The sequence below is a fragment of the Ruegeria sp. HKCCD6647-2 genome (assembly GCF_057221075.1).
The window spans coordinates 274,062-295,764 of sequence record NZ_JBWVBD010000001.1 but is presented as its reverse complement, the minus strand read 5'-3'; the positions used below and the strand labels follow the sequence as shown (position 1 = coordinate 295,764).

Genomic DNA, 21,703 nt, shown 5'->3' with positions numbered 1-21,703 from the left:
GCCTCAGAGGCTTTCGTCCAATGCGGCGACAATCGCGTCACCCATTTCCGAGGTTGAAACCGGTTCGACTCCCTCCTCCGCCGCCAGATCGGCAGTTCGGACACCATCAGCCAGAACCTTTTCAATCGCAGCTTCCAGACGATCCGCTTCTTCGCCCTGATCGAAGCTATAGCGCAGCGCCATGGCAAAACTGAGGATACAGGCGATCGGGTTGGCTTTGCCCTGACCAGCAATATCCGGGGCCGAGCCGTGCACCGGCTCGTACATCGCCTTGGGACGGCCGTTTGCCATCGGAGCACCCAGCGAGGCCGAAGGCAGCATGCCCAGGGAACCGGTCAGCATAGCCGCGCAATCGGACAACAGGTCACCGAACAGGTTGTCGGTTACGATGACGTCGAACTGTTTCGGTGCGCGGACCAGCTGCATCGCGCCGTTGTCGGCATACATATGAACCACTTCGACCTCGGGGTAATCCTTGGCCACACGGTCTACCACCTCGCGCCACAGAATACCCGATTCCATGACGTTGGCTTTTTCCATCGAGCAGAGCTTCTTGTTCCGGCGCATTGCCAGTTCAAAGGCCGAGCGCGCGGCGCGTTCGATCTCGGATTCAGAGTAACGTTGGGTGTTGACGCCCACGCGCTCATTGCCTTCATGGAAGATGCCGCGCGGTTCGCCGAAATAAACGCCCGAGGTCAGTTCCCGCACGATCATGATGTCAAGACCGGCGACCACGTCCTTTTTCAGCGACGAGAAATCGGCCAGCGCGTCAAAGCATTGGGCGGGGCGCAAGTTGGAATACAGGTCCATCTCCTTGCGCAGGCGCAGCAGACCGCGTTCGGGCTTGAGGCTGAAATCCAGATCGTCGTATTTCGGACCGCCCACGGCCCCCAGCAGAACCGCGTCCACTTCCTGCGCCCTGGCCATGGTCTCATCCGACAGGGGCTTGCCGTGGGCATCGTATGCTGCGCCGCCGACCAGATCCTCGCTCACGTCAAAGTGAAGGCCGCGATTGGTGCCGAACCAGTCGATGATTTTGCGCACTTCGGCCATAACTTCCGGGCCAATTCCGTCTCCGGGCAGGATGAGGAGCGAGGGGTTGGACATGAAAGGTCTCCTTGCGTTTCGTCGCCAAGGCCCTAGCGTCTGCATCGCATCGGGTCAATGAGACGAACCCGTCAATTCGCGAGGAAAACACATGTTGATACCCGGAAATCCAGTGCCAGAGCTGAAAATCGAAACCGTAGGCCATGGCAGCTTTGATCTGGAGGCTGACAAGGGTGAAAACGGAACTCTGATCATCCAGTATCGCGGGTTGCATTGCCCGATCTGTATCCGGCAAATGGGCGAGGTCGAGGCGGCGCTGGACGATTTCGCTGCATTGGGCGTCGAAGTGATCATGCTCAGCACGGATACTGCCGAACGCGCTGCGGAAACCGTCGCCAAAGCCGGGACTTCGAAACTGCGTGTGGGTCACAGCCTGGCCTTGTCCGATGCCCGGGATGAGTGGGGCTTGCATATCTCGAAAGGTCGCGAAGGCACGGCCGAGGCGCCGTTCTTCGCCGAACCCGGTCACTTCTACATCGCACCCGACCGGACCTTGTATTTTGCGTGGCAGCAAACGACGCCCTTTGGCCGGCCCTCAATCTCGGACATTTCGGGTGGAATCAAATACGCGTTGGACAACAAGTACCCGCCACGGGGCACATATACCGGAGAGCTGTGAGGCCTCAGCCGAACGAGGCGCGCTGCCCTGAGGTGTGTCTCACTCCATCTCCAGATCAACCCAAACCAGCCGGTGGCGGCTTGCTGCTTCGGCCTGTGTCCGGTCCGATGTGTCTGCATCTGGCCAGTAAACGCCGGCATCCAGAACCCGCCATCCGGCAGACGGCAGCACATAATCGACCCGCAACGCGCCGACACCCTTCCACTTCACTGTCGCAAGCGACCCCGAGGGGCTGCGCGGTTGCGGGTCCTGAATCCGATTGTCGGAAAGCAGGTTCCGGATCGCCTCTTTTCGCCCGTCGCCCTTATCTGGATCCAGGTTCGCATCCCCGGCGATTACAAACCGATCCGCCAGCGGCTCACCCAGCTCGCCGCCCAGAACCAAAGACCACAGCCGTATTTCATCACGGTTGCGCAGCCCGTTGCGGTCTTCGGGCCCGTCAAACACCGGAGGTGAGGCATGAAACGTCATCAGGTCAACCCGGCCTGTCGGCGTTTCGATCGGAACGATCCAGTGCGCGGTCGAGGACAGGCGTTGCACCTCGTGTACCTGTGCAGATGGGAAAGGCGCCCCGTCGACCCGTGGCAGTGTTGCGCCGGGCAGGTCACGCCACAACAGGTCCGAAAATGACTGAATCTGGTCCCGCAAAACCGGATAACGGGACAGGACGGCCAGCCCTGACTGGCCGGTAAACACTCCCCACCCTTGTGCGTCTCCCGGACCACCGGTTCGACCGTCACCATCCAGATCGAACCGGGTTTCCAGCCCTGCGTTTGGCTGGCCAGCAAAGACGTACGGGTACTCCAGCCCGGCGTCGCTCAGGACCTGTGACAGCGCCGACAGGGTCAGGCCGTCAAGGTCCCAGTCTATCCCCTGCAATGCCACTATATCGGGTCGGATCTCAGCCAACACCGCCGCAACCGCCGTAACCTGTGGGTCGCCGCGCCGGATATCGCGCAGCAACAACCCCGGGCCGTCACGGCTGAGCTCGGTGTTGTAAGTGGCTATGCGAAGGGGCTCTGCCTGCGCCGCAATCGGTAGCAGCATCAGCAGAAGGGCACGGATCATGCGGTCTGTGTGGCCTCGGCTGTTGAATAGGCGCGGCGTTTTTCGACAATCAGATTGGCGACTCGAATGGTTGCCATCCCGCGCATGATCATGCTGGCCGGCAGGAAGGCCCAGGCGCTGAGTGTCCAGATCAGCGTCTGAGGATTGCTCATCGCAACGGGGCTGCCGAACTGAGACATAAGCTTGATCAGGGCCGGAATGATAAAGGGCAACAGCACACCGATCATGATGTTCAGCCGCCCGTCCCGTTGCAGGCGGGTGACTACGTCGCCGCCCTTCGTCGGGTCAAACAGCGGAAGGTTGGTCCAAACATTGAACGCTCCGTTCCCGGTGGGCCAACCGCGCATTTTGATTGCATAGGCAAAGCTGGCAATCGTGACCAGCGCAGCCACGTAGGCAATGCCCGCCGAGATGCGCACAAGTTCGATCAGTGGCGCCGAGGCATCGGCAGGTAACATGAGCACGACAAGCCGGACGGGCGAGTAAGGAAAATCGGCCACGTTGGCGACCATCAAACCCACGGAATAGAACGCGCCGGTCAGTTCGGTGGGGGCGTAAACGTTTTTGCAGATCAACGTCAGGAACGTGATCATCGAGGTCAGGCCGACAAAGCGCAGTCGATTCACCGGCGGCGCGTCACGGAATTCGATAAAGCTGGGAAAGGCAGAATTGTATTCGGAAAACGTCAGAATGAACGCCAGAATCGCGAGAAACACGACAATCTCTGTCCCGTTCGACGTCGATGTAGGCAGGTACAACGCAGGGGTAAGCACCATAAGTGCCACCAATAGTCCACGTATCGCCGCCCCCGTTGTGCGTGCAATCACAATCCGAACCCTTTCCAAACCGGAGCCGTCGATCTACGTCGACTTGCAGTCCAACTTGTGCCCGCCGTCTATTGTTTTGACGGATGCCTCGTTTCCGACAACACTGGCGGGAACGGACATTCAGCTCAAGCCAAGGGGCAGAAAACACGGCATTTCAGGCAAAATGATGGCGAAACTGGTGCGCCTTTGCATCATTCCCGACGCAAATTCGACGTGTAATTCAGAATGCGCCCTACATGTTGTGGTTGCTTGAAACTCAACCCCAAATATGAGAACGGGGCCGCAATCGCGACCCCGATAGGTTGAGTGTCCACAGAATCATCCCCGGAATCATACCCAGGGGCGGGCCTGGCTTGCGTGTTCCTCGAACTTGTCGATGTGGTGGTCCTTTTCCATCGTCAGGCCGATGTCATCCAAACCGTTCAGCAGGCAGTGCTTGCGATGCGGGTCGATGTCGAACTCGATCACGAACCCATCCGATGTAGTGATCTTCTGATCTTCCAGATGCACGGTCATGCGGGCGTTTTCGCCCCTGTGCGCGTCTTCCATCAGGATTGTGTGATGCTCTTCTTCGACCACGATCGGCAAGATGCCGTTCTTGAAGCAGTTGTTGTAGAAGATGTCGGCAAAACTGGTCGAGATCACGACCTTGATGCCGAAATCCTTGATCGCCCAGGGTGCATGTTCCCGCGACGAGCCGCAGCCGAAGTTGTCGCCTGCGACCAGAATCTCAGCCTCGCGATAGGCGGGCTTGTTCAGGACGAACTCTTCATTCTCCTTCCCGTCATCGTGATAGCGCATCTCGTCGAACAGCACGACGCCAAGGCCGGACCGTTTGATGGTTTTCAGGTGCACTTTCGGAATGATCATATCGGTGTCGATATTGATCAGTGGCATAGGGGCGGCCACCCCGTGGACTTTGTCAAACTTTTCCATGTTCACACTCCTGCGGGAGAGGGCCGGCCCCTTACCCCGCGTTTAAGCTTCTTTCGCTTCCGTTGTTTCGTCGTTGGGTGCGTTCTTGACGAAGAACGCCATGAAGACCAGTCCGAACCCGTTGAACAGCATCTCGATGCCCAGCAGGATGCCCAGTAACTGGAGCAGAACCGCCGGGTCTGCGCTGGCAAGGCGCCAGATCAGGATCGCCAGGACAATCGACATGATGCCCGATATCAGCGTCGCCCAGAAAAACTGCGTTCCCTTCATCTGGAACGACAGGATGATCCGAGCGATACCACCTGCAAGGAACAGGATCAGCACCACCGTGGCCAGAGTCAGTGTTCCCTGCAGAGGGTGATCCAGAAAGGACCAGCCCAGAAACAGCATCACGACACCCATGATGAGTGACAGTATCTTGTTGCCGGTGCCTTCAACCGTGAAACCGCCCACAACCTGCAGCGCGCCGCAGATCAGCAGCAACACGCCGGTCACCACTGTCACGGCAATTGACGCCACCGCCGGTGCGCCCAGCACAAAAATGCCGAACGCTATGGATAGAAGCCCCAGAAGGAGCCATTTGATCCAGTCACTCATGTCTTCAATCCCTCAAATATCTAGATATGAGGGCACCTTACATCAATTCACGAACGTCTGTCAGCCGTCCTGTGATTGCCGCTGCGGCAGCCATCGCCGGGCTCAGCAGGTGCGTACGCCCGCCCCGTCCCTGACGGCCTTCGAAGTTACGGTTCGAGGTCGCCGCGCAGCGCTCGCCCGGCTGCAACTGGTCGGGGTTCATCGCCAGGCACATCGAGCATCCTGCCAGACGCCATTCGAAACCGGCCTCTTTGAAGATGTCCGCCAGACCTTCTTCCTCGGCCTGTGCCCGAACCAGACCCGAGCCGGGTACGACCATGGCGCGCAGGCCGTCCTTGATCTTTTTGCCCTTAAGGATTTCCGCTGCGGCGCGCAGATCTTCGATGCGGCCATTTGTGCACGAGCCGATAAAGACGGTGTCGATTTCCACATCGCTCAGCTTCTGTCCGGCTTCCAGACCCATGTATTCGATCGAACGGCGGGCCGCGTCGACCTTGCCGCCTTCGAAATCTTCGGGGTTCGGAACGGTCGCGGTAATCGGCAGTACGTCCTCGGGGCTGGTGCCCCAGGTCACGACCGGCGCGATATCCTCGCCGCGCAGGGTGACGACCTTGTCGAAATGCGCGCCCTCATCGGTGTAGAGCGTCTTCCACCAGTCCATCGCGGCTTCCCACTGGGCACCTTTCGGCGCGTGCGGGCGGCCTTTGACATATTCAAAGGTGGTTTCGTCCGGCGCGATCAGGCCCGCGCGCGCGCCGCCTTCGATGGCCATGTTGCAGACGGTCATGCGCCCTTCCATCGACAGATCACGGATCGCTTCACCGCAATATTCGATGACATAGCCGGTGCCGCCGGCGGTGCCGGTCTCACCGATGACGGCGAGGGTGATGTCCTTGGCGGTCACGCCCGGCTGCAGTTTGCCGGTGATCTCCACCTTCATGTTCTTGGATTTCTTCTGGATCAGGGTCTGCGTGGCCAGAACATGTTCGACCTCGGATGTGCCGATGCCATGCGCCAGAGCGCCAAATGCGCCGTGGGTGGCGGTGTGGCTGTCGCCGCAAACCACGGTCATGCCGGGCAGGGTCCAGCCCTGTTCCGGGCCGACGATGTGAACGATACCCTGACGGACGTCATTCACCGGGTAATAGTGAATCCCGAAATCCTTGGCATTCTTGTCCAGCGCCTCGACCTGAATGCGCGATTCCGGGTTCTCGATCCCGTTCACACGGTCCGGCGTGGTCGGCACGTTGTGATCCGGCACCGCGATGGTCTTTTCCGGCGCGCGCACCTGACGGCCTGCCATGCGCAGGCCTTCGAACGCCTGCGGGCTGGTGACTTCGTGCACCAGATGGCGGTCGATATACAGCAGGCAGGTGCCATCATCGGCTTCGTGCGCGACATGGGCATCCCAGATCTTGTCATAGAGTGTTTTGGGGGACATCGGTCCTCTCCCGTATGTATTGAGATATGCTGGCGAGTGGCTGGGCGCCGCCTATAGGCGGGCCAGAACCGTGCGGGCGGCCCCAAAGAACCGTTCACGCAGGCGCGTGCGGTCTTGCAACGTCGGAGCTGGGGCCAAGTAGACTCTCATGCGCACCAGATATATCGGGCCATCGCGTCAATCAAGGTTCAATCAGGCGCGGCGCAGGTTGGGCTTGCATCACATCGCCCCGCTGTCCAAGCTGACGGGCAGGAGACGTGCATGAACCAAGACCTGCTACCGGAAACATTATCAGAGCTTTACGCCAACATGACGGCGGCCTTCTCCTCGCAATTCCAGAACCTGATCGAACTGGTCGTGACGCCCGGCTGGCGGCAATATCAGCTGGTCATCATCCTGTTTCTCTGGGCACTGGCTTTCATGCTGAAGCTGCTGACCCAAAGCCGGTGGGAGGCATGGGCCCGGGCGCGGACCGGTTGGCCGAAATGGCGGCTGCGTACTCTGGTGCAACTGATGCAGCGATTGACGCTGGTCTATTTCGTGCTGGTGTCGTGGGTGTTGTACCTGATCATGCAGCAGGTCACCTGGCCATCGCGCAGCTACATTATAGGCGTGATTGCGACGCTGGCCGCCGCGTGGCTGGCGATTGCGCTGGTGGCCCGACTGGTGCGCAACCGGACGCTGCGTCGGATCTTCAAATGGGCAATGTGGGTCTACGCAACTCTGATTGCGTTGGGTTTGACCGACGATGTTGCAGTATTCCTTGACGGGGTGGCGATCTCAATTGGTGATCTGCACATCTCGGCGCTGGGAATCCTCAAGGCCGTTCTGCTGATCGGGGTCCTGCTGACGCTGGCCCGTATCGGCACCCGCGCGGCTGAGCGGGGGTTGCAGAACAACGACGACATCACCCCGTCGATGCAGGTTCTTTTGGCCAAAGGCATCCAGGTGCTGCTGTATGGTGCCGTCTTTCTGGTGGCAATCCGCACGCTGGGGTTCGATCTGACGGGCATCGCGTTGCTGTCGGGTGCGATCGGCGTAGGTATCGGTTTCGGTCTGCAAAAGGTGGTGTCGAACCTGATCTCGGGGATCATCATCCTGATGGACCGGTCGATCAAACCGGGCGACGTGATCTCGCTGGGCGATACGTTCGGCTGGATCAATGCGCTGGGCGCGCGATATGTCTCAGTCGTCACGCGGGATGGAAGGGAATACCTGATCCCGAACGAGGACCTGATCACCAATCAGGTGGTGAACTGGTCGCATTCGGATCGATTCGTACGCCTCGATCTGGATTTCGGCACCAGCTATGACGACGATCCGCACAAAGTGCGTGCCACGGCGATCCGGTCCGTGAAGGCGGTAGCCCGGGTGCTGAGCGGCGGATCGCATGAGCCCGTCTGCCATATCACCGGATTCGGCGACAGCAGTGTGGACTATGTGTTGCGTTTCTGGATCAGCGATCCGACCAAGGGGCTGACCAACATTCGCGGCAATGTCTACCTCGCCTTGTGGGATGCGTTCAAGGAAGAAGGCATCTCGATCCCCTTCCCTCAACGCGAAGTTCGATTGCTGCCCGACGGCGCAGACACGCAACAGATCGCCAAAGAGTGAGCCTTCGTGCGGGCGCCACGGCGCGCGTTCATTGAAATGTTGCAATCCCCTTGTTACCTTATTAGTACCCCGGCGCCGGGGTTTGGCGGCGCGCAGCAAAGGAGGACTATGTCCTGTCTCTACATACACAGGCGGGTTTGCCCGCCGATGACGGTGCCAGTGTAATGGCCCACTCTCAGTCAATCAGCGACAAGCTGCTTGAGCGTATCCTTTCCTCACTTACCGACGACAAGGCCGAAGATGTCGTGCAGATCAACCTGCGGGGCAAGTCCTCGGTTGCGGATCACATGGTGATTGCCTCGGGTCGGTCGACCCGTCAGGTCTCGGCCATGGCGGAAAAGCTGACGGATCGCATCAAGCAGGAATTCGGTTTCACCTCGAAGGTCGAAGGCAAGGATGCCGGCGACTGGGTTCTGATCGATACGGGCGACGTGATCGTCCATATCTTCCGCCCCGAAGTGCGTGAATTCTATCAGCTGGAAAAGATGTGGCTGCCTCAGGGCGGCAGCGCCTCGGCGAACTGAGGCGCCATCCCGGCCTGCATTAACAGGCCGGTGGCGAGAGAAATATGCGTATCAGCATTTGTGCGGTCGGGCGATTGCGTGCCGGACCGGAGAAGTCCCTGCTTGATGATTACCTGACCCGATTTGACCGGACCGGCCGCAGCCTGGGCCTTGGTCCTGCGAAGGTGATCGAAGTTGAAGACAAAAAAAACGCAGGCATGGGGGCCGAGGCTGCGTTGCTGCGCAAGGCGCTGCCCAAAGGTGCGGTGATCTGCACTTTGGATGAACGGGGGTGCGTAATGTCCTCGCCTGATTTCGCCAAGAAACTGGGCGGCTGGCGCGATGCCGGGAGGCAGGATCTGGCACTGATTATCGGCGGGGCGGACGGAATAGATCCTAATCTGCAGGCTGAGGCTGATTTTTCCATCTCATTCGGGTCGATGGTCTGGCCCCATATGCTGGTCCGTGTGATGCTGGCCGAGCAACTTTATCGGGCCGCAACCATCCTGTCGGGCGGTCCCTACCATCGGGTCTGACATGGCGCAGCTTCTGATCGTTTACCATTCGCGCACGGGCGGCAGTCGGCAAATGGCCGAGGCAGCGAATGACGCGGCGCGGTCCGAAGCGGACACCGTGCTGATATCCGCTGACCAGGCGGGCCCCGCAGACCTGCTGGACGCGGATGGCTATATCTTTTGCGCGCCCGAGAATCTGGCAGCAATTTCGGGTCTAATGAAGGACTTTTTTGACCGCAGCTACTACCCGGTGCTTGGTCGGATCGAGGGTCGGCCCTATGCGCTGATGATCTGTGCCGGATCGGACGGCGAAAATGCAGCCCGGCAAATGGCCCGGATCGCAACGGGCTGGCGCCTGAAAGAAGTACAGCCGCCACTGATCATTTGCACCCATGCGCAAACACCCGAGGCCATTCTGGCGGCAAAGACCATCCCGAACGACCATCTGGACCAATGCCGCGAAATTGGCGCGGCAATGGCTGCCGGCCTTAGCCTGGGTGTATTCTGAAGCTCAGTTCAGCGCGACCAATGTGGTCTCAGAGTTCCATCCATCCACGCTGCAGCGGGCCTGTATCTGAACCTGCGTTGTGCCGGCAGGAATTGCAACGCCGCCAAGGGACCGCGTGAATGGTTGTTCGTTCTCGTGCGGGTGGTGGAGGACGCGCATCCCCAGCTCGTTGCCGTCCATATCCAGAACACGCCAGCCATCGGCATAATGATCCCATCCGGTATCCGGATGCCGGATCGTCACATCGAATCGCCAGGTCTCACCGTTGGATGTGGCCGAGACTTTTTCGATCATGGATGGGTCGGCAAACGCGGGGCACGCGATTAGAGCACTGAGAATCACATATCGCATGGGTTGAATGTAGGCGGTGAAACGCAGCATCGTCATCACGTCTCCGTGTTGGGGGGTCGGGTCATAAGAACCGAGCGGGAATGCGAGGCAAATTCACGCCGATACAGAACACCAAAAGTAATCGCCGTGCCCAAAATCAGGGCCACAGGTCCCAGTATCCACGCAAGCGAGGCAAGTGCGAAATAGGTGACGCGCAGACCGCGATTGAAGCTGCGCGCCGCGGTGACACAGATCTCGGCCGCTTGCGCTGCGCGGGGGTAGGCCTGGGGGTCTTCGGGATCATTGGGCACGGCAGCCATCAGAACCGCGCAATACCCGAACAAGCGATGGGCCCAGACATATTTCAGGAATGCGTTGGCTAGAAAAAGGATAACAATCAGTATCTTGATCTCCCAGACCATGGCTGGCGCACTGCCTATCGCCAGATCCTGGGCAACGCCTGCCAGACGCTCGGTATTGCCCAGCAGCGCAAGGCCGCCGCCAATCGCGATCATTGTGGTCGAGGCAAAAAACGTACTGCCCTGCCGCATGGCGGCCACGACCTGAGCGTCGAACATGCGCGGTTGACGCGTGACCATCTCATGCATCCAGTTTCGCCGGAATGCGTCCATCATCAACGCGACCGAGGGCTTGTGCGGGGACGGATTCTCGATCCGCCAGCTGATCCACAGCCAGCTGCCCAGCAGCAAAATTATGGCTGCATAATCGAGGGGTGAAAACAGATGCGCGCGGTCGATCCATGTCATGCCGCGACAGTACGTCCGGTTTTGCAATCTTGCCAGATCGGAAAATTGGTAATAATATTTTACCAAATGGAGGACCCGCCATGGAAATGCCTCAGCCCAACCCCGACGTGCTGCGCCGCAAGACCGCAGTGATCGCGCGGCTATCGCGGGTCCTGCCCGAAGACGCGATTATCCATGACCCGTCAGAGACCCGCGCCTACGAATGTGATGCGCTGACCGCATACAAATGTCCCCCGATGGTGGCCGTATTACCCGCCAGTACGCAGGAAGTGTCGGCCATTCTGCGGATTTGCAAAGAAGAGGGCGTGCCGGTCGTCCCTCGGGGTGCGGGGACATCGCTGGCAGGCGGCGCGTTGCCAACCGCGGATTGCGTGATTCTGGGTGTCGCGCGGATGAACGACGTGCTGGAGATCGATTTTGACAACCGTTTCATACGGGTGCAGTCAGGCCGGACAAATCTGAGCGTTTCAGGTGCGGTCGAGGAAGAGGATTTCTTTTACGCCCCGGATCCGTCGTCGCAATTGGCCTGCGCCATTGCGGGCAATATCGCAATGAACTCGGGCGGTGCACATTGCCTGAAATACGGGGTAACCACCAATAACCTTCTGGGTGTCACGATAGTGATGATGGATGGCAGCGTGGTTGAGATCGGCGGCGCGCATCTGGATGCGCCGGGGCTCGACCTGTTGGGCGTCATCTGCGGATCGGAAGGGCAACTGGGCGTGGTGACCGAGGCGACCCTGCGGATATTGCGCAAACCCGAAGGTGCGCGGCCTGTGCTGATGGGCTTCGATGACAATGAAGTTGCGGGTCAATGTGTCTCTGACATTATCAAATCGGGCATATTGCCAGTGGCGATCGAGTTCATGGACCGGCTGTGTATTCAGGCTTGCGAAAACTTTGCTCACGCGGGCTATCCGGATTGCGAGGCCCTGTTGATCGTCGAAGTCGAAGGTTCGGAAAGCGAAATCGACAGTCAGTTGGCCAAGATCATCGAAATTGCCAAGCGCCATAACCCGGTCGAGTTGCGTGAAAGTCAATCGGAGGACGAAAGCGCCCGGATCTGGCTGGGGAGGAAATCGGCCTTTGGCGCCATGGGGCAGATTAACGACTACATGTGTCTGGACGGCACGATCCCGGTTTCCGCGCTGCCTGCCGTGCTGCGCCGCATAGGCGAGCTCAGCGAGGACTACGGACTATCGGTCGGTAACGTGTTCCACGCCGGTGACGGAAATATGCACCCCTTGATTCTGTTTGATGCCAACAAACCCGGCGATCTGGAAAAATGTGAGGCTTTTGGGGCCGAGATTCTGAAACTCTGCGTGGATGCCGGCGGATGCCTGACAGGTGAGCACGGCGTGGGCATCGAAAAGCGCGACCTGATGCATCACCAATACACACCGCAGGACCTTGAGGCGCAGATGGCCGTCAAGGACGTGTTTGATCCGGACTGGCTGCTGAACCCGGCAAAAGTGTTCCCGCTGGACGTGTCCGAGGCGCGACGAATGGCGGCGGAATAGATGCCTGATCTCGACGCCCGAAGACTTTGGAAAAGATAAACCGCATGAAACCTGAGACAGAAGCCGAGCTGGCGGATCTGGTGGCCGGACTAACCAATCCCGTGCAGATCGTCGGTGGCGCAACGCGTGGCGTGACCGGACCCGAGCAACGTCTGAGCACCGCCGGACTGACGGGTATCACGCTCTATGAACCCGGCGCGCTGACGCTCGTTGCAAAAGCCGGAACGCCGGTAGCCGAAATCGAAACGGCCCTAGAGGCGGAAGGGCAGCAACTGGCGTTTGAACCGATGGATCATCGCGGTCTTTTGGGGACGGAGGGAGACCCAACCATTGGTGGGGTCGTAGCGGCGAATGTATCCGGCCCGAGGCGGATTCAGGCTGGCGCGTGCCGCGACTTTCTTCTGGGCGTGCGCTACGTGGATGGGCGCGGGCAGGCGGTCAAGAACGGCGGGCGGGTGATGAAGAATGTCACGGGCTATGACCTGGTCAAACTGATGGGGGGATCTTGGGGTACGTTGGGTATCCTGACCGAAGTGTCGCTGAAAGTGCTGCCCAGACCCGAACGAACTGCAACAATTTCGGTCACTGTGCCCGACACAGCGACCGCGGTTCAGGTACTTTCGGCAGCTTTGAAATCCCCGTACGAGGTGAACGGTGCTGCGTATGACCCAAAGGTCCAAAAAAGCTTACTTAGGCTCGAAGGTTTCGCTGATTCCGTCGGTTATAGGACCGAAAAACTGACCGCAGAACTCTCGCACTTTGGCGAGGTGTTGGAGGAGACCGATCCTGCCGCGCTCTGGGCTTCCATACGCGATGTCCGGGCATTTCATGGCGAAGACGGGGATATCTGGCGCCTGTCGGTCAAACCCGGTGATGCGCCAGAGATTGTAGCGCGCGCCGAGGTCGACCAGGTGTTGCTCGATTGGGGCGGCGGCCTGGTTTGGCTGCGTGTTCCAAGCGGTACGGATCTGCGAGCGCGCCTGGGTGTGTTTTCCGGCCACGCAACACTGGTGCGGGCAAGTTCAGTGACCTTCGAACAGCTGGGACGATTCCAGACGGAAAACTCTGTGATTCGGGCTCTAACACAAGGGCTGAGGGCAAAGTTTGATCCGCGTGGGCTGTTTAATCCGGGGCTGATGGGATAGGGCGATGCAGACAACATTCAGCGAAAAACAGCTGCAGGACCCGGCAATCCGGCGCTCGAACGAGATTCTGCGCAATTGTGTGCATTGCGGGTTTTGCACGGCCACTTGTCCCACCTATCAGGTTTTGGGGGATGAGCTCGACAGCCCGCGCGGACGCATTTACCTGATCAAGGACATGCTGGAAAACGCGCGGGTGCCGGACGAAAAGACGGTCAAGCATATCGACCGTTGCCTGTCCTGTCTGGCCTGTATGACAACCTGCCCGTCAGGTGTGCATTACATGCATCTGGTCGATCACGCGCGCGAATATATTGAAGAGCATTACAAACGGCCCTTCACCGATCGGGCGTTGCGATGGGTTTTGGCGCGGATACTGCCTTATCCGATGCGGTTCCGTTGGGCTCTAATCGGCGCCAAGCTGGTGCGCCCGTTCCGGTTTCTGATGCCGGATGCGCGGCTGCGGGCCATGCTGGACATGGCGCCAAAGCATATCCCGCCTGTCAGTCGAAACGACGACCCGCAAAGCTTTGCCCCCGAAGGGTCGCGGGTCAAACGCGTGGCGTTGATGACAGGATGCGCGCAAAAAGCGCTGAACACCAATATCAACGACGCCACAATCCGATTGCTGACACGGATGGGGTGCGAGGTGGTCGTGGCCGAAGGTGCGGGCTGTTGCGGAGCGCTTACACATCATATGGGCAAGACTCGCGAAAGCCATGAAGCAGCCGCTGTCAATGTCCGTGCCTGGGCCTGCGAGATGGACGGTGAAGGCCTGGACGCCATCGTCATCAACACGTCAGGCTGCGGTACGACCGTCAAGGACTACGGACATATGTTCCGGAATGGACCGCTGGCTGCTGATGCCGCGCGCGTGTCCGCCATTGCGATGGATATTAGCGAGCTGCTGGTTCAGCTGGATATGCCTGATGGTGCCGACAAAGGGATGACGGTTGCCTACCATGCGGCATGTTCTCTACAGCATGGACAAAAGATCACGTCGCTTCCCAAGAATCTGCTAAAGCGCGCCGGATTCGCAGTGTTAGAGCCTGTCGACAGTCATCTTTGTTGCGGCAGCGCCGGCACCTATAACCTGATGCAGCCTGAAATTTCGGCAAAACTGAAAAACCGGAAAGTGCGAACGCTGGAAGCCAGGCAACCTGATGTCATCGCTGCCGGGAACATCGGTTGTATGATACAGATCGCGTCGGGCACGAAACTGCCGGTTCTGCACACCGTCGAACTCTTGGACTGGGCCACAGGCGGCCCCCAGCCACGTGCTGTGCGGCGGGGTCATCATGCCATCGAGGCTGTGCCGATCCTGCGTTAAGCAAAACCGTACCATCCCTGCATCGCTGTGTGGGGAAAACCCAACCCGATGCTGCTGCCCTAATTTCGCCAAAGGACTCGCGTATGACTCCTCCCTGAACGAAGGATCGGAGAGTCGCGTGCGCAATTGGATTACGGCCGCCGCCCTGGCAATGTTGCCGATGACGGCGATAGCGCAGGATAGCGGGCTGAAAAGCCTGGAAACCACCGATTCCGGCCGGCAATGGATGGCTGTGGGTCGGCTGGACGTCGAAGGGACCGGATTTTGCACGGGAACGCTGATCTCGCCAACGCTGGTTCTTACGGCGGCGCATTGCCTGTTTGACAGGGCGACCCGAAAACGTGTCGACCCCGCGAAAATCCAGTTTCTGGCGGGTTGGCGGCTTGGACGTGCGTCGGCTTATCGTGCGGCGCGTCAGGCCGTGATTCACCCAGATTACAGCTTTGACCGCGAAACTTCGGCGGAACGTGTGCGCCACGACATCGCCTTGATCGAACTGTGGCAGCCGGTCAGAAACACCGCCGTGGTTCCTTTTGAAACCGGAAACCGGCCCGCGCGCGGTGAAGAGGTGGGCGTTGTCTCCTACGCACAGGATCGGGCCGAAGCCCCATCGCTGCAAGAGGTCTGCTCGATCGTAAACCGGTATTCGGGCGTCCTGGTGATGTCCTGTGACGTGGATCTGGGCTCATCCGGGGCTCCGGTATTCTCATTTGCCGGTGACAGCCCCCGCATCGTTTCGGTCGTTGCGGCCAAGGCTGAGATGAGCGGGAAGAGTGTTGCCCTGGGAACGCCGGTCGAGGAATCGTTGCAGCTCTTGCAGGCGGAGCTGTTGGCTGGGCGGGGTTTTGGGTCAACTTCAAGCAGTTCCGGCGCAAACAAGAATATCGGAGCGAGGTTTATCCGGCCGTGATCAAAGCAGTTTCAAGTATTTTTCTTTGTATTTCAGTTTTTGTATCCGCAGCTCACGCACAGGCCGACAAGCGAAAGCTGACGGATCGGGACGATCTCTATGGATGGGAGGCGATCGGGCGGCTGGATATCGGCACCAAATCCTTTTGCACCGGTACGTTGATCGCGCAGGACCTGGTGCTGACGGCGGCCCATTGCGCCCTGGACAAGAAAACCGGCAAGCCCTACCTGCCCGGTGAAGTCACGTTTCGGGCCGGCCTCAGCAACGGAACTGCATTGGCGGAACGTCAGGTTGTCCAGATCGCAGCACACCCGGATTATGGTGCCAATGACCCCCTGACACCGGCAAGTGTACGGGCCGATGTTGCTCTAATGCGGTTGAACGAGCCGATTCCCTATTCAATTGCCGATCCGTTTGCCCTCCATAACGGACGCGTGCCCGGCAATGAGATCAGCATTGCATCCTATGGGCGCGGCCGGTCCGAGGCGATTACCCGCGAACGGTCCTGCCGGATACTCGAACGCTGGCAAGGCCTCATTACGTTCAACTGTGACATAACCTTCGGGTCGTCCGGCTCCGCCATTCTTGCCAGGAACGGGCCGCGCTGGCAGATCCTGTCGGTCGTTTCCGCTGTTGGCGTTGATCATCGTGGCAAGGTTGGATTTGGCATGGAACTGTCGGGGATCGTTTCGGAGCTCAAGTCGATCCTGCGCCGGGATGCGCCGCAACCCAAGGCCGCGATTCGGCGCCTGCAGGTCGGTTCGGGTAAATCGAGTTCCGGCGCAAAATTCATCAGCTCCGGAGGGTCTTGAACTGCGCTGAATTGCTACCCATGTGGATTGTAGCGGATCGCCAGATTTGGGGTCCGCTATGCATCACCGCCCGTCCATTCGGAGGGCACAACACGTAAATCGCTCTAGGATGAGGATTAAACACATGCGTAGTTTTGACTTTGCACCGCTGCACCGCGCCACCATCGGTTTCGACCAGATCGCAGACATGATGGACCGCGTTCTGACCAATGATGTGGCACAGCCCAGCTATCCCCCGTACAACATCGAAAAAACCGATGCCGACACCTACCGGATTTCGGTGGCCGTCGCCGGATTTGCCGAATCCGATCTTTCGGTTGAGGTGAAGGAAAACTCCCTCGTTGTCTCCGGCAAGAAAGCCGCCGAGGACAAGGGCCGCAGCTATCTGCACCGCGGCATCGCCACCCGCGCATTCGAACGCCGCTTCGCGCTGGCCGATCACGTGCGCGTCACCGGCGCGAGCCACGAAAATGGCATGCTGCACATCGACCTGAAGCGCGAAGTGCCCGAGGCGCTGAAGCCGCGCAAGATCGAGATTTCTTCGGCCAAAGCCATCGAAAAGGATGTGGTCGACGCCAAGGCCGTGAACTAACGTCTTTGATCCAACCGCGACAGTCCCGCCTCTTGGGATTGTCGCAGACTGCACGCCCCGCGCACCTCCAGGCGCGGGGCGTTGTTTTGTTGTACCGGGGTGTTCGCTAAGCGGACTAAGCAGACGTTAGGCATTTCCTAACCGTCGCGGATGGGACCGCCCACCAATTCACCCACGCAGTCTTTGTCATATATTCCTAAGTCAGACAGTGTTCCAATGTGGACCAGTGCTTCGAGATCATCCTCGGACAAAGAAACAGAATGAGGCCGCAAACTTTGCGCGAGCCCTCTAAGGCGCTCAATCTCCCCTAGCGACGGAGCTTCGCAGATTTCCGAGACAAACGTTATTAGGAGGTGATTGCCCGCAATGCTACGAATATCAAAATTTGCTCCTGCGTAGGAAAATTCCCTAACCAAATCTAGTACCGCGCTATCAGAGTTTGCTTCACTCAATACTCGCAGCGATCCGATCAGTGCTGCAATTGGCGCATCGTCACCGGCATCCACATCTGCCCCTAAGGCGATAAGTCGTTTTGCAACATCAAGTCGTCCATCAACAATCACCGACCAAAGCGCGGTGTTGCCATAACGTAGGCTGTCGAGATCACCGCCCTTGGCGGCGTAGCGCTCAAGCTGGTGTAAGTCTCCACATGAAATAATGTCAAACAGTTCTCCATGCTCGGAGTTCTGTAGGGAATGGGGGCATGCGTTCGCTGCAACCCCAACGAAAGCCAGAACTGGAAATGCTTTTAATACTTCAAAGCAACGAAGGCTGAGGGCAAATTTTTTGAAAGAGGAGGGCAAGTTGAAATCCAATTGATTGGTTTTTGCGTGTAGTTGTTCATAGATCGGAAATTTGGTCAATTTCAGGCTGAGTGCCAATGTCAAGTTTGGCCTCATACCGGTCATCCGACGCCTACTGTCGCGCTTGTAGCCTGTCCCGACACGACCAACGGCGGTTGTGCGGACAAAGCTGCGTTTTGGGCGCTAAGCCAATTCTTCAACCAGCTTTTCATAAACGATGTCTTCAGGCGTTGTGTCGAACGGTGTCGAAAACCAATCTCGATCAATTCCAAGTCTATGGACTGGCACCAACTGACGCGCGATGTCAGACGGCGTCGTTTGATCCGCTGATCCAGTTTCCCAATCGTGAAGCGCAGTTGCGTATCGGACGACGGCGCCGCTGGTCGGCAATTCGATCAAGCCGCCTTCCGCAAAGAACCTGAGCCCATCGCCCATTTCTTCCCCGACGATCTTCAACTTGCGCCCGAGCCGATACCTGAGGATCGCTACAAAGACGATTGCTGCTGAAAAGGTGAATTTATCCACAAGCACAGCGCATCCGCATCGCCGAGCGCTTTCGGTAATTGCATCGATCAACGGCATAGTTACCAAAAAGTTGCCCCCGGTGTTGCCTCGAACATCGACTACTAGGAAACTGTCGCGGCGGGTCTGAACGTATGTGGCGGCTTTATCGATTGCTTCGGAAAGCGCGCCTTCGTTGGTATCGAAGAAACTTGGCAGCTTCAAAGCGAGGCCATTCTCAGAACAATCGTGGATTTCCACAAACCCATTGTAATTCCAGAAGGGGTCGACTTTGCCGTGTTCATTCCTTGGATACATTTCTGACGCCAGAACAGTATCGTCGTTAGGCACTCTTACTGTGTTTCTTCGCCCGTCGGCGCTTTGGAGAAGATACTGGGTCTCATGGCTGAACGGTGCGAACCCCAAATCGGCCAACGCGGCAGGCCACGCAAATATGAGAGGTCCAATCACGCGCTGTCTTTGCCGTGTTCCCGCCAGAAGACATGCTGCCGCGCGTTCGATTTTTTCTACAGGTATGCCGTTAACGGCGATCAGCTTGCTGGGCGCAAATTCCGTGAGGGGCGTTGAGGCCTTGGTCAGAAAGACCGTCCTCCCGATGGTCACAAATCGAAGCGGCAGAACTGAGATCGCGTCGTTTGGGATCAGGCGCGTGTGACCATTGCCAGAAAGGGCCAAGAGGCGCATTGCCGAAAGCAAGAACCGCTCTCGTGCATTATGAGACGCGTGCCTTTCGGCATCTTCGACATAGGCGTCAATTTTTCCTGGATCGACTGTCGCAAAGCTTGGGTCGGTACGTTTCACAATTTCCAGAATTGGTTCGAGGTCTTGGCTCAGCGACACAAACGATCCTAACGTCTTGGTAATATGTATGTCTAACAAAGGGTCAAAGCTGACGTTAGAAGTAAAATGACCCCGCATAATTTTGTGCGGGGTCCCTCAATTTTTTGCAAGTGGGTTAATTCCCAGCCGTTACCGACCCGATCGACCAGAACATCGTCTCGCCCGAGGCGTCGTCGACGCCGTCATTGTCGGTCATCACAAATGCCTCGCCCGACGGCAGGATGGCCAGACCTTCGATCTTGTCCAGAACGTAGCCACCGGTCGAGGTCAGGTCGGGCAGCAGGTCGCGAACCTCTTCCTTGCTGACGACTGGCAGAGTTTCACCCAACGGGGCCGGGGTCATTTCCGACAGCGGGATGCGGTAGATCTTTTTGGTCACGGCGCGGTGGTCATGCTGGTTGTCGCGCTCGATGACATAGACATGGTCACCAAAAGCCACAATTTCCGACAGACCAACCCAACCTTTTTCCGGATCGGCCTTGGGATAATGTACGGCACCCCATTCCTTGGTGTCGAGGTTGTAGGCCACCAGTTTCACGTGGTTCTCAGGGTCGTCTTTCCATTCGCGCTGAACGGCCATCCACAGGGTATCGCCGACACGAGTGATACCTTCAAAGCCGAAGCGTTTTTCGACAGCCATCAGCTCCGGCGGCAGGCCGATCTCGCCCTTGCGGTCCTTGATCAGGCCATCCGCCGAGACGTGATATATCGCATGCGGGATGACGCGGTCGGTGCGGCCTTCGGAGGCAACGTAGAAACCACCTTTGCCGTCCAGCGTGATGCCTTCCAGGTCCAGCTTCTGCGCCGGGTTGCCGTCCTGACGATGAATGCGGATCACATCCACGATGCGGGCAGGCTGTTGGCTGGGGTCGATCTTGAAGATCGAAGGCTGGAAGCCGTAGAAGCTGTCGTTGACTGCATAGATCATGCCGTCCTCATCAGAGACCAGACCTGACAGAGCACCCCACCCGATCAGCTCATCCGCGCCTTCCGAGGTCAGATGCGGGTAGTTGGCGGGGGCGTCCTGATACTCGAAGATCGAGACATGGGCACGCGGGCCGCCATCTTCGATCAGGTCTTTTTCGTTGGCCGACACCAGCAGGTTGCGTTCCGGGATCGCAACATAGCCTTCCGGGCCGACGCCTGACGGCAGCAGCTGTTTCAGCACTGGGTTGGCCGGATCGGTTGCGTCATAAACACCCACGACCGAGGCACGCTCGGCCCCCACGAAGATCATCGGCGTGCCGCCAAAGGTCGCTGCGGTCACGCTTTCCGGTTCAACGCCTTTGCTGTCGGACCGTTTGTCGGGATAGTGGCCGATTTGGATGATGGCTTTCTCGAAATCGGTGCCGTTCTCGTAAACAACGGTGCCGTCCTTGTGGAAGATGGTCCAGCCACGCGACCCACCTTCGTAGTCGCCTTCGTTGGCAGTGGCAAAGTGGTTGTCGTCGATCCACTTCACCGCGTCCGGCTCGCGCAGGCGGCCCGGCTGGCTTTCAGTGAAGATCAGCGCGCCGCGCTCGTCGGTGGCGTCGATGTCTTCCAGGTCAACCGCGCCAGCCGAGAAATGGCTGACTACGTTGCCGTCCTTGTCAACAACCGCGATGTGGTTGTTTTCCTGCAATGTGATGACGGTTTCACCCAGACCATTGATGTCAACAAATTCCGGCTCGGGGTCGGTGGGGGCAACCTCGGCCAGACCGGTCAGTGAGGCCATCTTCATGCCGCCGCAATCCAGCGCACCGTCCTTCAACGGCACCAGCGCCAGCGATCCGGCGGGCAGCTGCGGGATAACACCGTCGTTCAGGTCTTCGTCGCGCTCGTTTTCGATCGCCACGGCGACAAAGCTGCCATCGGGGGCGATGGCGACGCTGTCGGGTTGACCGCTCAGATCACAGGCGCCGGTTTCGGCCTTGCCTGCGATATCGACCGAGATCAGCTTGCCCGACGGGACGGTGTAGCTTTCTGACGTGTTCACGCCGACATAAGCCGTCGTTCCAACGATCCCAACCGAGGTCGGCTCGCCACCCACCTCCATCGCACCCAACGGTTCCGGGTTTGCGGGGTCGGTGATGTCGACCATACCGATCACGCCCAACGGGCTATCGGTGTAAACCAGCGTCATGCCATCCGCGGTCGCCGCGATGATCTCGGGCGAGGTTTCACGTTCGGTATCGGCCCCCTTGGCCATGTTCTTGACGACGGGGAAAGACGCAATTCGGTTGAAATTCATCTCTGCCGCAGCCTGACTGGCGGTCAGGGCAAGGGCAGACGTCAGGCAGACAAAGCGCAATGACATCGGTAGGTATCCTCTCTCACTTGGATAAGATTGGGATGGCTGCCGTTCGTTGCAGTATTGTGACGCTTTGACTGCGCTTTTGTAACAAGCCCATTAAATCT

At 58.6% G+C, this 21,703-nt stretch carries 23 protein-coding genes; 11 read left to right on the top strand and 12 right to left on the bottom strand.

What is annotated here, in order from left to right; all coding sequences use genetic code 11:
• Nucleotides 1-3: 3 nt before the first annotated feature.
• The gene (leuB, locus tag AC2TDJ_RS01385) at nucleotides 4-1,107 is read right to left on the bottom strand and encodes a 3-isopropylmalate dehydrogenase (RefSeq protein WP_480838505.1); all 1,104 of its coding nucleotides are present in this window, start codon (nucleotides 1,105-1,107) and stop codon (nucleotides 4-6) included.
• A gap of 91 nt (nucleotides 1,108-1,198) precedes the next feature.
• Here leuB and AC2TDJ_RS01380 point away from each other — a divergent pair, with 91 nt between their 5' ends.
• Nucleotides 1,199-1,726, top strand: a complete 528-nt coding sequence (locus tag AC2TDJ_RS01380; protein WP_480838504.1) for a redoxin domain-containing protein — start codon at nucleotides 1,199-1,201, stop codon at nucleotides 1,724-1,726.
• A 39-nt stretch (nucleotides 1,727-1,765) separates the two neighbouring features.
• On the opposite strand, the gene AC2TDJ_RS01375 is transcribed toward AC2TDJ_RS01380, so the two are convergent.
• The 6 genes from AC2TDJ_RS01375 to AC2TDJ_RS01350 form a co-directional block, all read right to left on the bottom strand.
• On the bottom strand, nucleotides 1,766-2,794 hold the full coding sequence (locus tag AC2TDJ_RS01375; protein WP_480838502.1) for an endonuclease/exonuclease/phosphatase family protein: 1,029 nt from the start codon (nucleotides 2,792-2,794) through the stop codon (nucleotides 1,766-1,768).
• Nucleotides 2,791-3,570 carry a hypothetical protein gene (locus tag AC2TDJ_RS01370; protein WP_480838500.1) on the bottom strand — a complete coding sequence of 260 codons (780 nt, stop codon included), beginning with the start codon at nucleotides 3,568-3,570 and terminating at the stop codon, nucleotides 2,791-2,793. Before AC2TDJ_RS01370 ends, AC2TDJ_RS01375 begins: the two co-directional genes overlap by 4 nt.
• Nucleotides 3,571-3,951: 381 nt before the next feature.
• The gene (gene leuD / locus AC2TDJ_RS01365) at nucleotides 3,952-4,557 is read right to left on the bottom strand and encodes a 3-isopropylmalate dehydratase small subunit (protein ID WP_480838498.1); all 606 of its coding nucleotides are present in this window, start codon (nucleotides 4,555-4,557) and stop codon (nucleotides 3,952-3,954) included.
• 42 nt (nucleotides 4,558-4,599) lie between these two features.
• The gene (locus tag AC2TDJ_RS01360; RefSeq protein ID WP_480838496.1) at nucleotides 4,600-5,154 is read right to left on the bottom strand and encodes an HdeD family acid-resistance protein; all 555 of its coding nucleotides are present in this window, start codon (nucleotides 5,152-5,154) and stop codon (nucleotides 4,600-4,602) included.
• A gap of 37 nt (nucleotides 5,155-5,191) precedes the next feature.
• The gene (leuC, locus tag AC2TDJ_RS01355; RefSeq protein WP_480838494.1) at nucleotides 5,192-6,595 is read right to left on the bottom strand and encodes a 3-isopropylmalate dehydratase large subunit; all 1,404 of its coding nucleotides are present in this window, start codon (nucleotides 6,593-6,595) and stop codon (nucleotides 5,192-5,194) included.
• A gap of 51 nt (nucleotides 6,596-6,646) precedes the next feature.
• The gene (locus AC2TDJ_RS01350; RefSeq protein ID WP_108861670.1) at nucleotides 6,647-6,745 is read right to left on the bottom strand and encodes an isopropylmalate isomerase; all 99 of its coding nucleotides are present in this window, start codon (nucleotides 6,743-6,745) and stop codon (nucleotides 6,647-6,649) included.
• 111 nt (nucleotides 6,746-6,856) lie between these two features.
• On the opposite strand from AC2TDJ_RS01350, the gene AC2TDJ_RS01345 reads away from it, so the two are divergent.
• From AC2TDJ_RS01345 to AC2TDJ_RS01330, 4 genes are all read left to right on the top strand, one after another.
• Nucleotides 6,857-8,209, top strand: a complete 1,353-nt coding sequence (locus AC2TDJ_RS01345) for a mechanosensitive ion channel family protein (protein ID WP_480838492.1) — start codon at nucleotides 6,857-6,859, stop codon at nucleotides 8,207-8,209.
• A 164-nt stretch (nucleotides 8,210-8,373) separates the two neighbouring features.
• Nucleotides 8,374-8,733: a ribosome silencing factor gene (gene rsfS, locus AC2TDJ_RS01340; RefSeq protein ID WP_480838490.1), complete on the top strand. Its 360-nt coding sequence runs from the start codon at nucleotides 8,374-8,376 to the stop codon at nucleotides 8,731-8,733.
• A 44-nt stretch (nucleotides 8,734-8,777) separates the two neighbouring features.
• Complete coding sequence (rlmH, locus tag AC2TDJ_RS01335) at nucleotides 8,778-9,248, top strand: 23S rRNA (pseudouridine(1915)-N(3))-methyltransferase RlmH (protein ID WP_480838488.1); 471 nt, start codon at nucleotides 8,778-8,780, stop codon at nucleotides 9,246-9,248.
• A 1-nt stretch (nucleotide 9,249) separates the two neighbouring features.
• Nucleotides 9,250-9,735: a flavodoxin family protein gene (locus AC2TDJ_RS01330; protein ID WP_480838486.1), complete on the top strand. Its 486-nt coding sequence runs from the start codon at nucleotides 9,250-9,252 to the stop codon at nucleotides 9,733-9,735.
• A gap of 3 nt (nucleotides 9,736-9,738) precedes the next feature.
• On the opposite strand, the gene AC2TDJ_RS01325 is transcribed toward AC2TDJ_RS01330, so the two are convergent.
• Both AC2TDJ_RS01325 and AC2TDJ_RS01320 read right to left on the bottom strand, forming a co-directional pair.
• The gene (locus AC2TDJ_RS01325; RefSeq protein ID WP_480840182.1) at nucleotides 9,739-10,086 is read right to left on the bottom strand and encodes a hypothetical protein; all 348 of its coding nucleotides are present in this window, start codon (nucleotides 10,084-10,086) and stop codon (nucleotides 9,739-9,741) included.
• 35 nt (nucleotides 10,087-10,121) lie between these two features.
• Nucleotides 10,122-10,832, bottom strand: a complete 711-nt coding sequence (locus tag AC2TDJ_RS01320) for a DUF599 domain-containing protein (RefSeq protein ID WP_480838484.1) — start codon at nucleotides 10,830-10,832, stop codon at nucleotides 10,122-10,124.
• A gap of 80 nt (nucleotides 10,833-10,912) precedes the next feature.
• Between AC2TDJ_RS01320 and AC2TDJ_RS01315 the strand changes: the two genes are divergently transcribed.
• The 6 genes from AC2TDJ_RS01315 to AC2TDJ_RS01290 all read left to right on the top strand — a co-directional run bounded on the left by AC2TDJ_RS01315 (nucleotide 10,913) and on the right by AC2TDJ_RS01290 (nucleotide 17,138).
• The gene (locus AC2TDJ_RS01315) at nucleotides 10,913-12,352 is read left to right on the top strand and encodes an FAD-linked oxidase C-terminal domain-containing protein (RefSeq protein ID WP_480838482.1); all 1,440 of its coding nucleotides are present in this window, start codon (nucleotides 10,913-10,915) and stop codon (nucleotides 12,350-12,352) included.
• Between the two features lie 44 nt (nucleotides 12,353-12,396).
• On the top strand, nucleotides 12,397-13,497 hold the full coding sequence (locus AC2TDJ_RS01310) for an FAD-binding protein (protein WP_480838480.1): 1,101 nt from the start codon (nucleotides 12,397-12,399) through the stop codon (nucleotides 13,495-13,497).
• Between the two features lie 4 nt (nucleotides 13,498-13,501).
• On the top strand, nucleotides 13,502-14,824 hold the full coding sequence (gene glcF, locus AC2TDJ_RS01305) for a glycolate oxidase subunit GlcF (RefSeq protein ID WP_480838478.1): 1,323 nt from the start codon (nucleotides 13,502-13,504) through the stop codon (nucleotides 14,822-14,824).
• Between the two features lie 118 nt (nucleotides 14,825-14,942).
• Nucleotides 14,943-15,734 (top strand): trypsin-like serine peptidase, encoded by a 792-nt coding sequence (locus AC2TDJ_RS01300; protein WP_480838476.1) that lies wholly within the window; start codon nucleotides 14,943-14,945, stop codon nucleotides 15,732-15,734.
• Complete coding sequence (locus AC2TDJ_RS01295; RefSeq protein WP_480838474.1) at nucleotides 15,731-16,546, top strand: trypsin-like serine peptidase; 816 nt, start codon at nucleotides 15,731-15,733, stop codon at nucleotides 16,544-16,546. The genes AC2TDJ_RS01300 and AC2TDJ_RS01295 overlap by 4 nt, the downstream gene beginning before the upstream one ends.
• Nucleotides 16,547-16,670: 124 nt before the next feature.
• Nucleotides 16,671-17,138 carry an Hsp20 family protein gene (locus tag AC2TDJ_RS01290; protein ID WP_480838472.1) on the top strand — a complete coding sequence of 156 codons (468 nt, stop codon included), beginning with the start codon at nucleotides 16,671-16,673 and terminating at the stop codon, nucleotides 17,136-17,138.
• 137 nt (nucleotides 17,139-17,275) lie between these two features.
• Here AC2TDJ_RS01290 and AC2TDJ_RS01285 read toward each other — a convergent pair whose 3' ends face one another.
• From AC2TDJ_RS01285 to AC2TDJ_RS01275, 3 genes are all read right to left on the bottom strand, one after another.
• On the bottom strand, nucleotides 17,276-18,025 hold the full coding sequence (locus AC2TDJ_RS01285) for a hypothetical protein (protein WP_480838470.1): 750 nt from the start codon (nucleotides 18,023-18,025) through the stop codon (nucleotides 17,276-17,278).
• 99 nt (nucleotides 18,026-18,124) lie between these two features.
• A complete protein-coding gene (locus tag AC2TDJ_RS01280; protein ID WP_480838468.1) occupies nucleotides 18,125-19,264 on the bottom strand; it encodes a S41 family peptidase in 1,140 nt (379 codons plus the stop codon).
• 154 nt (nucleotides 19,265-19,418) lie between these two features.
• Nucleotides 19,419-21,602, bottom strand: a complete 2,184-nt coding sequence (locus AC2TDJ_RS01275; RefSeq protein ID WP_480838466.1) for an esterase-like activity of phytase family protein — start codon at nucleotides 21,600-21,602, stop codon at nucleotides 19,419-19,421.
• Between the last annotated feature and the right edge of the window lie 101 nt (nucleotides 21,603-21,703).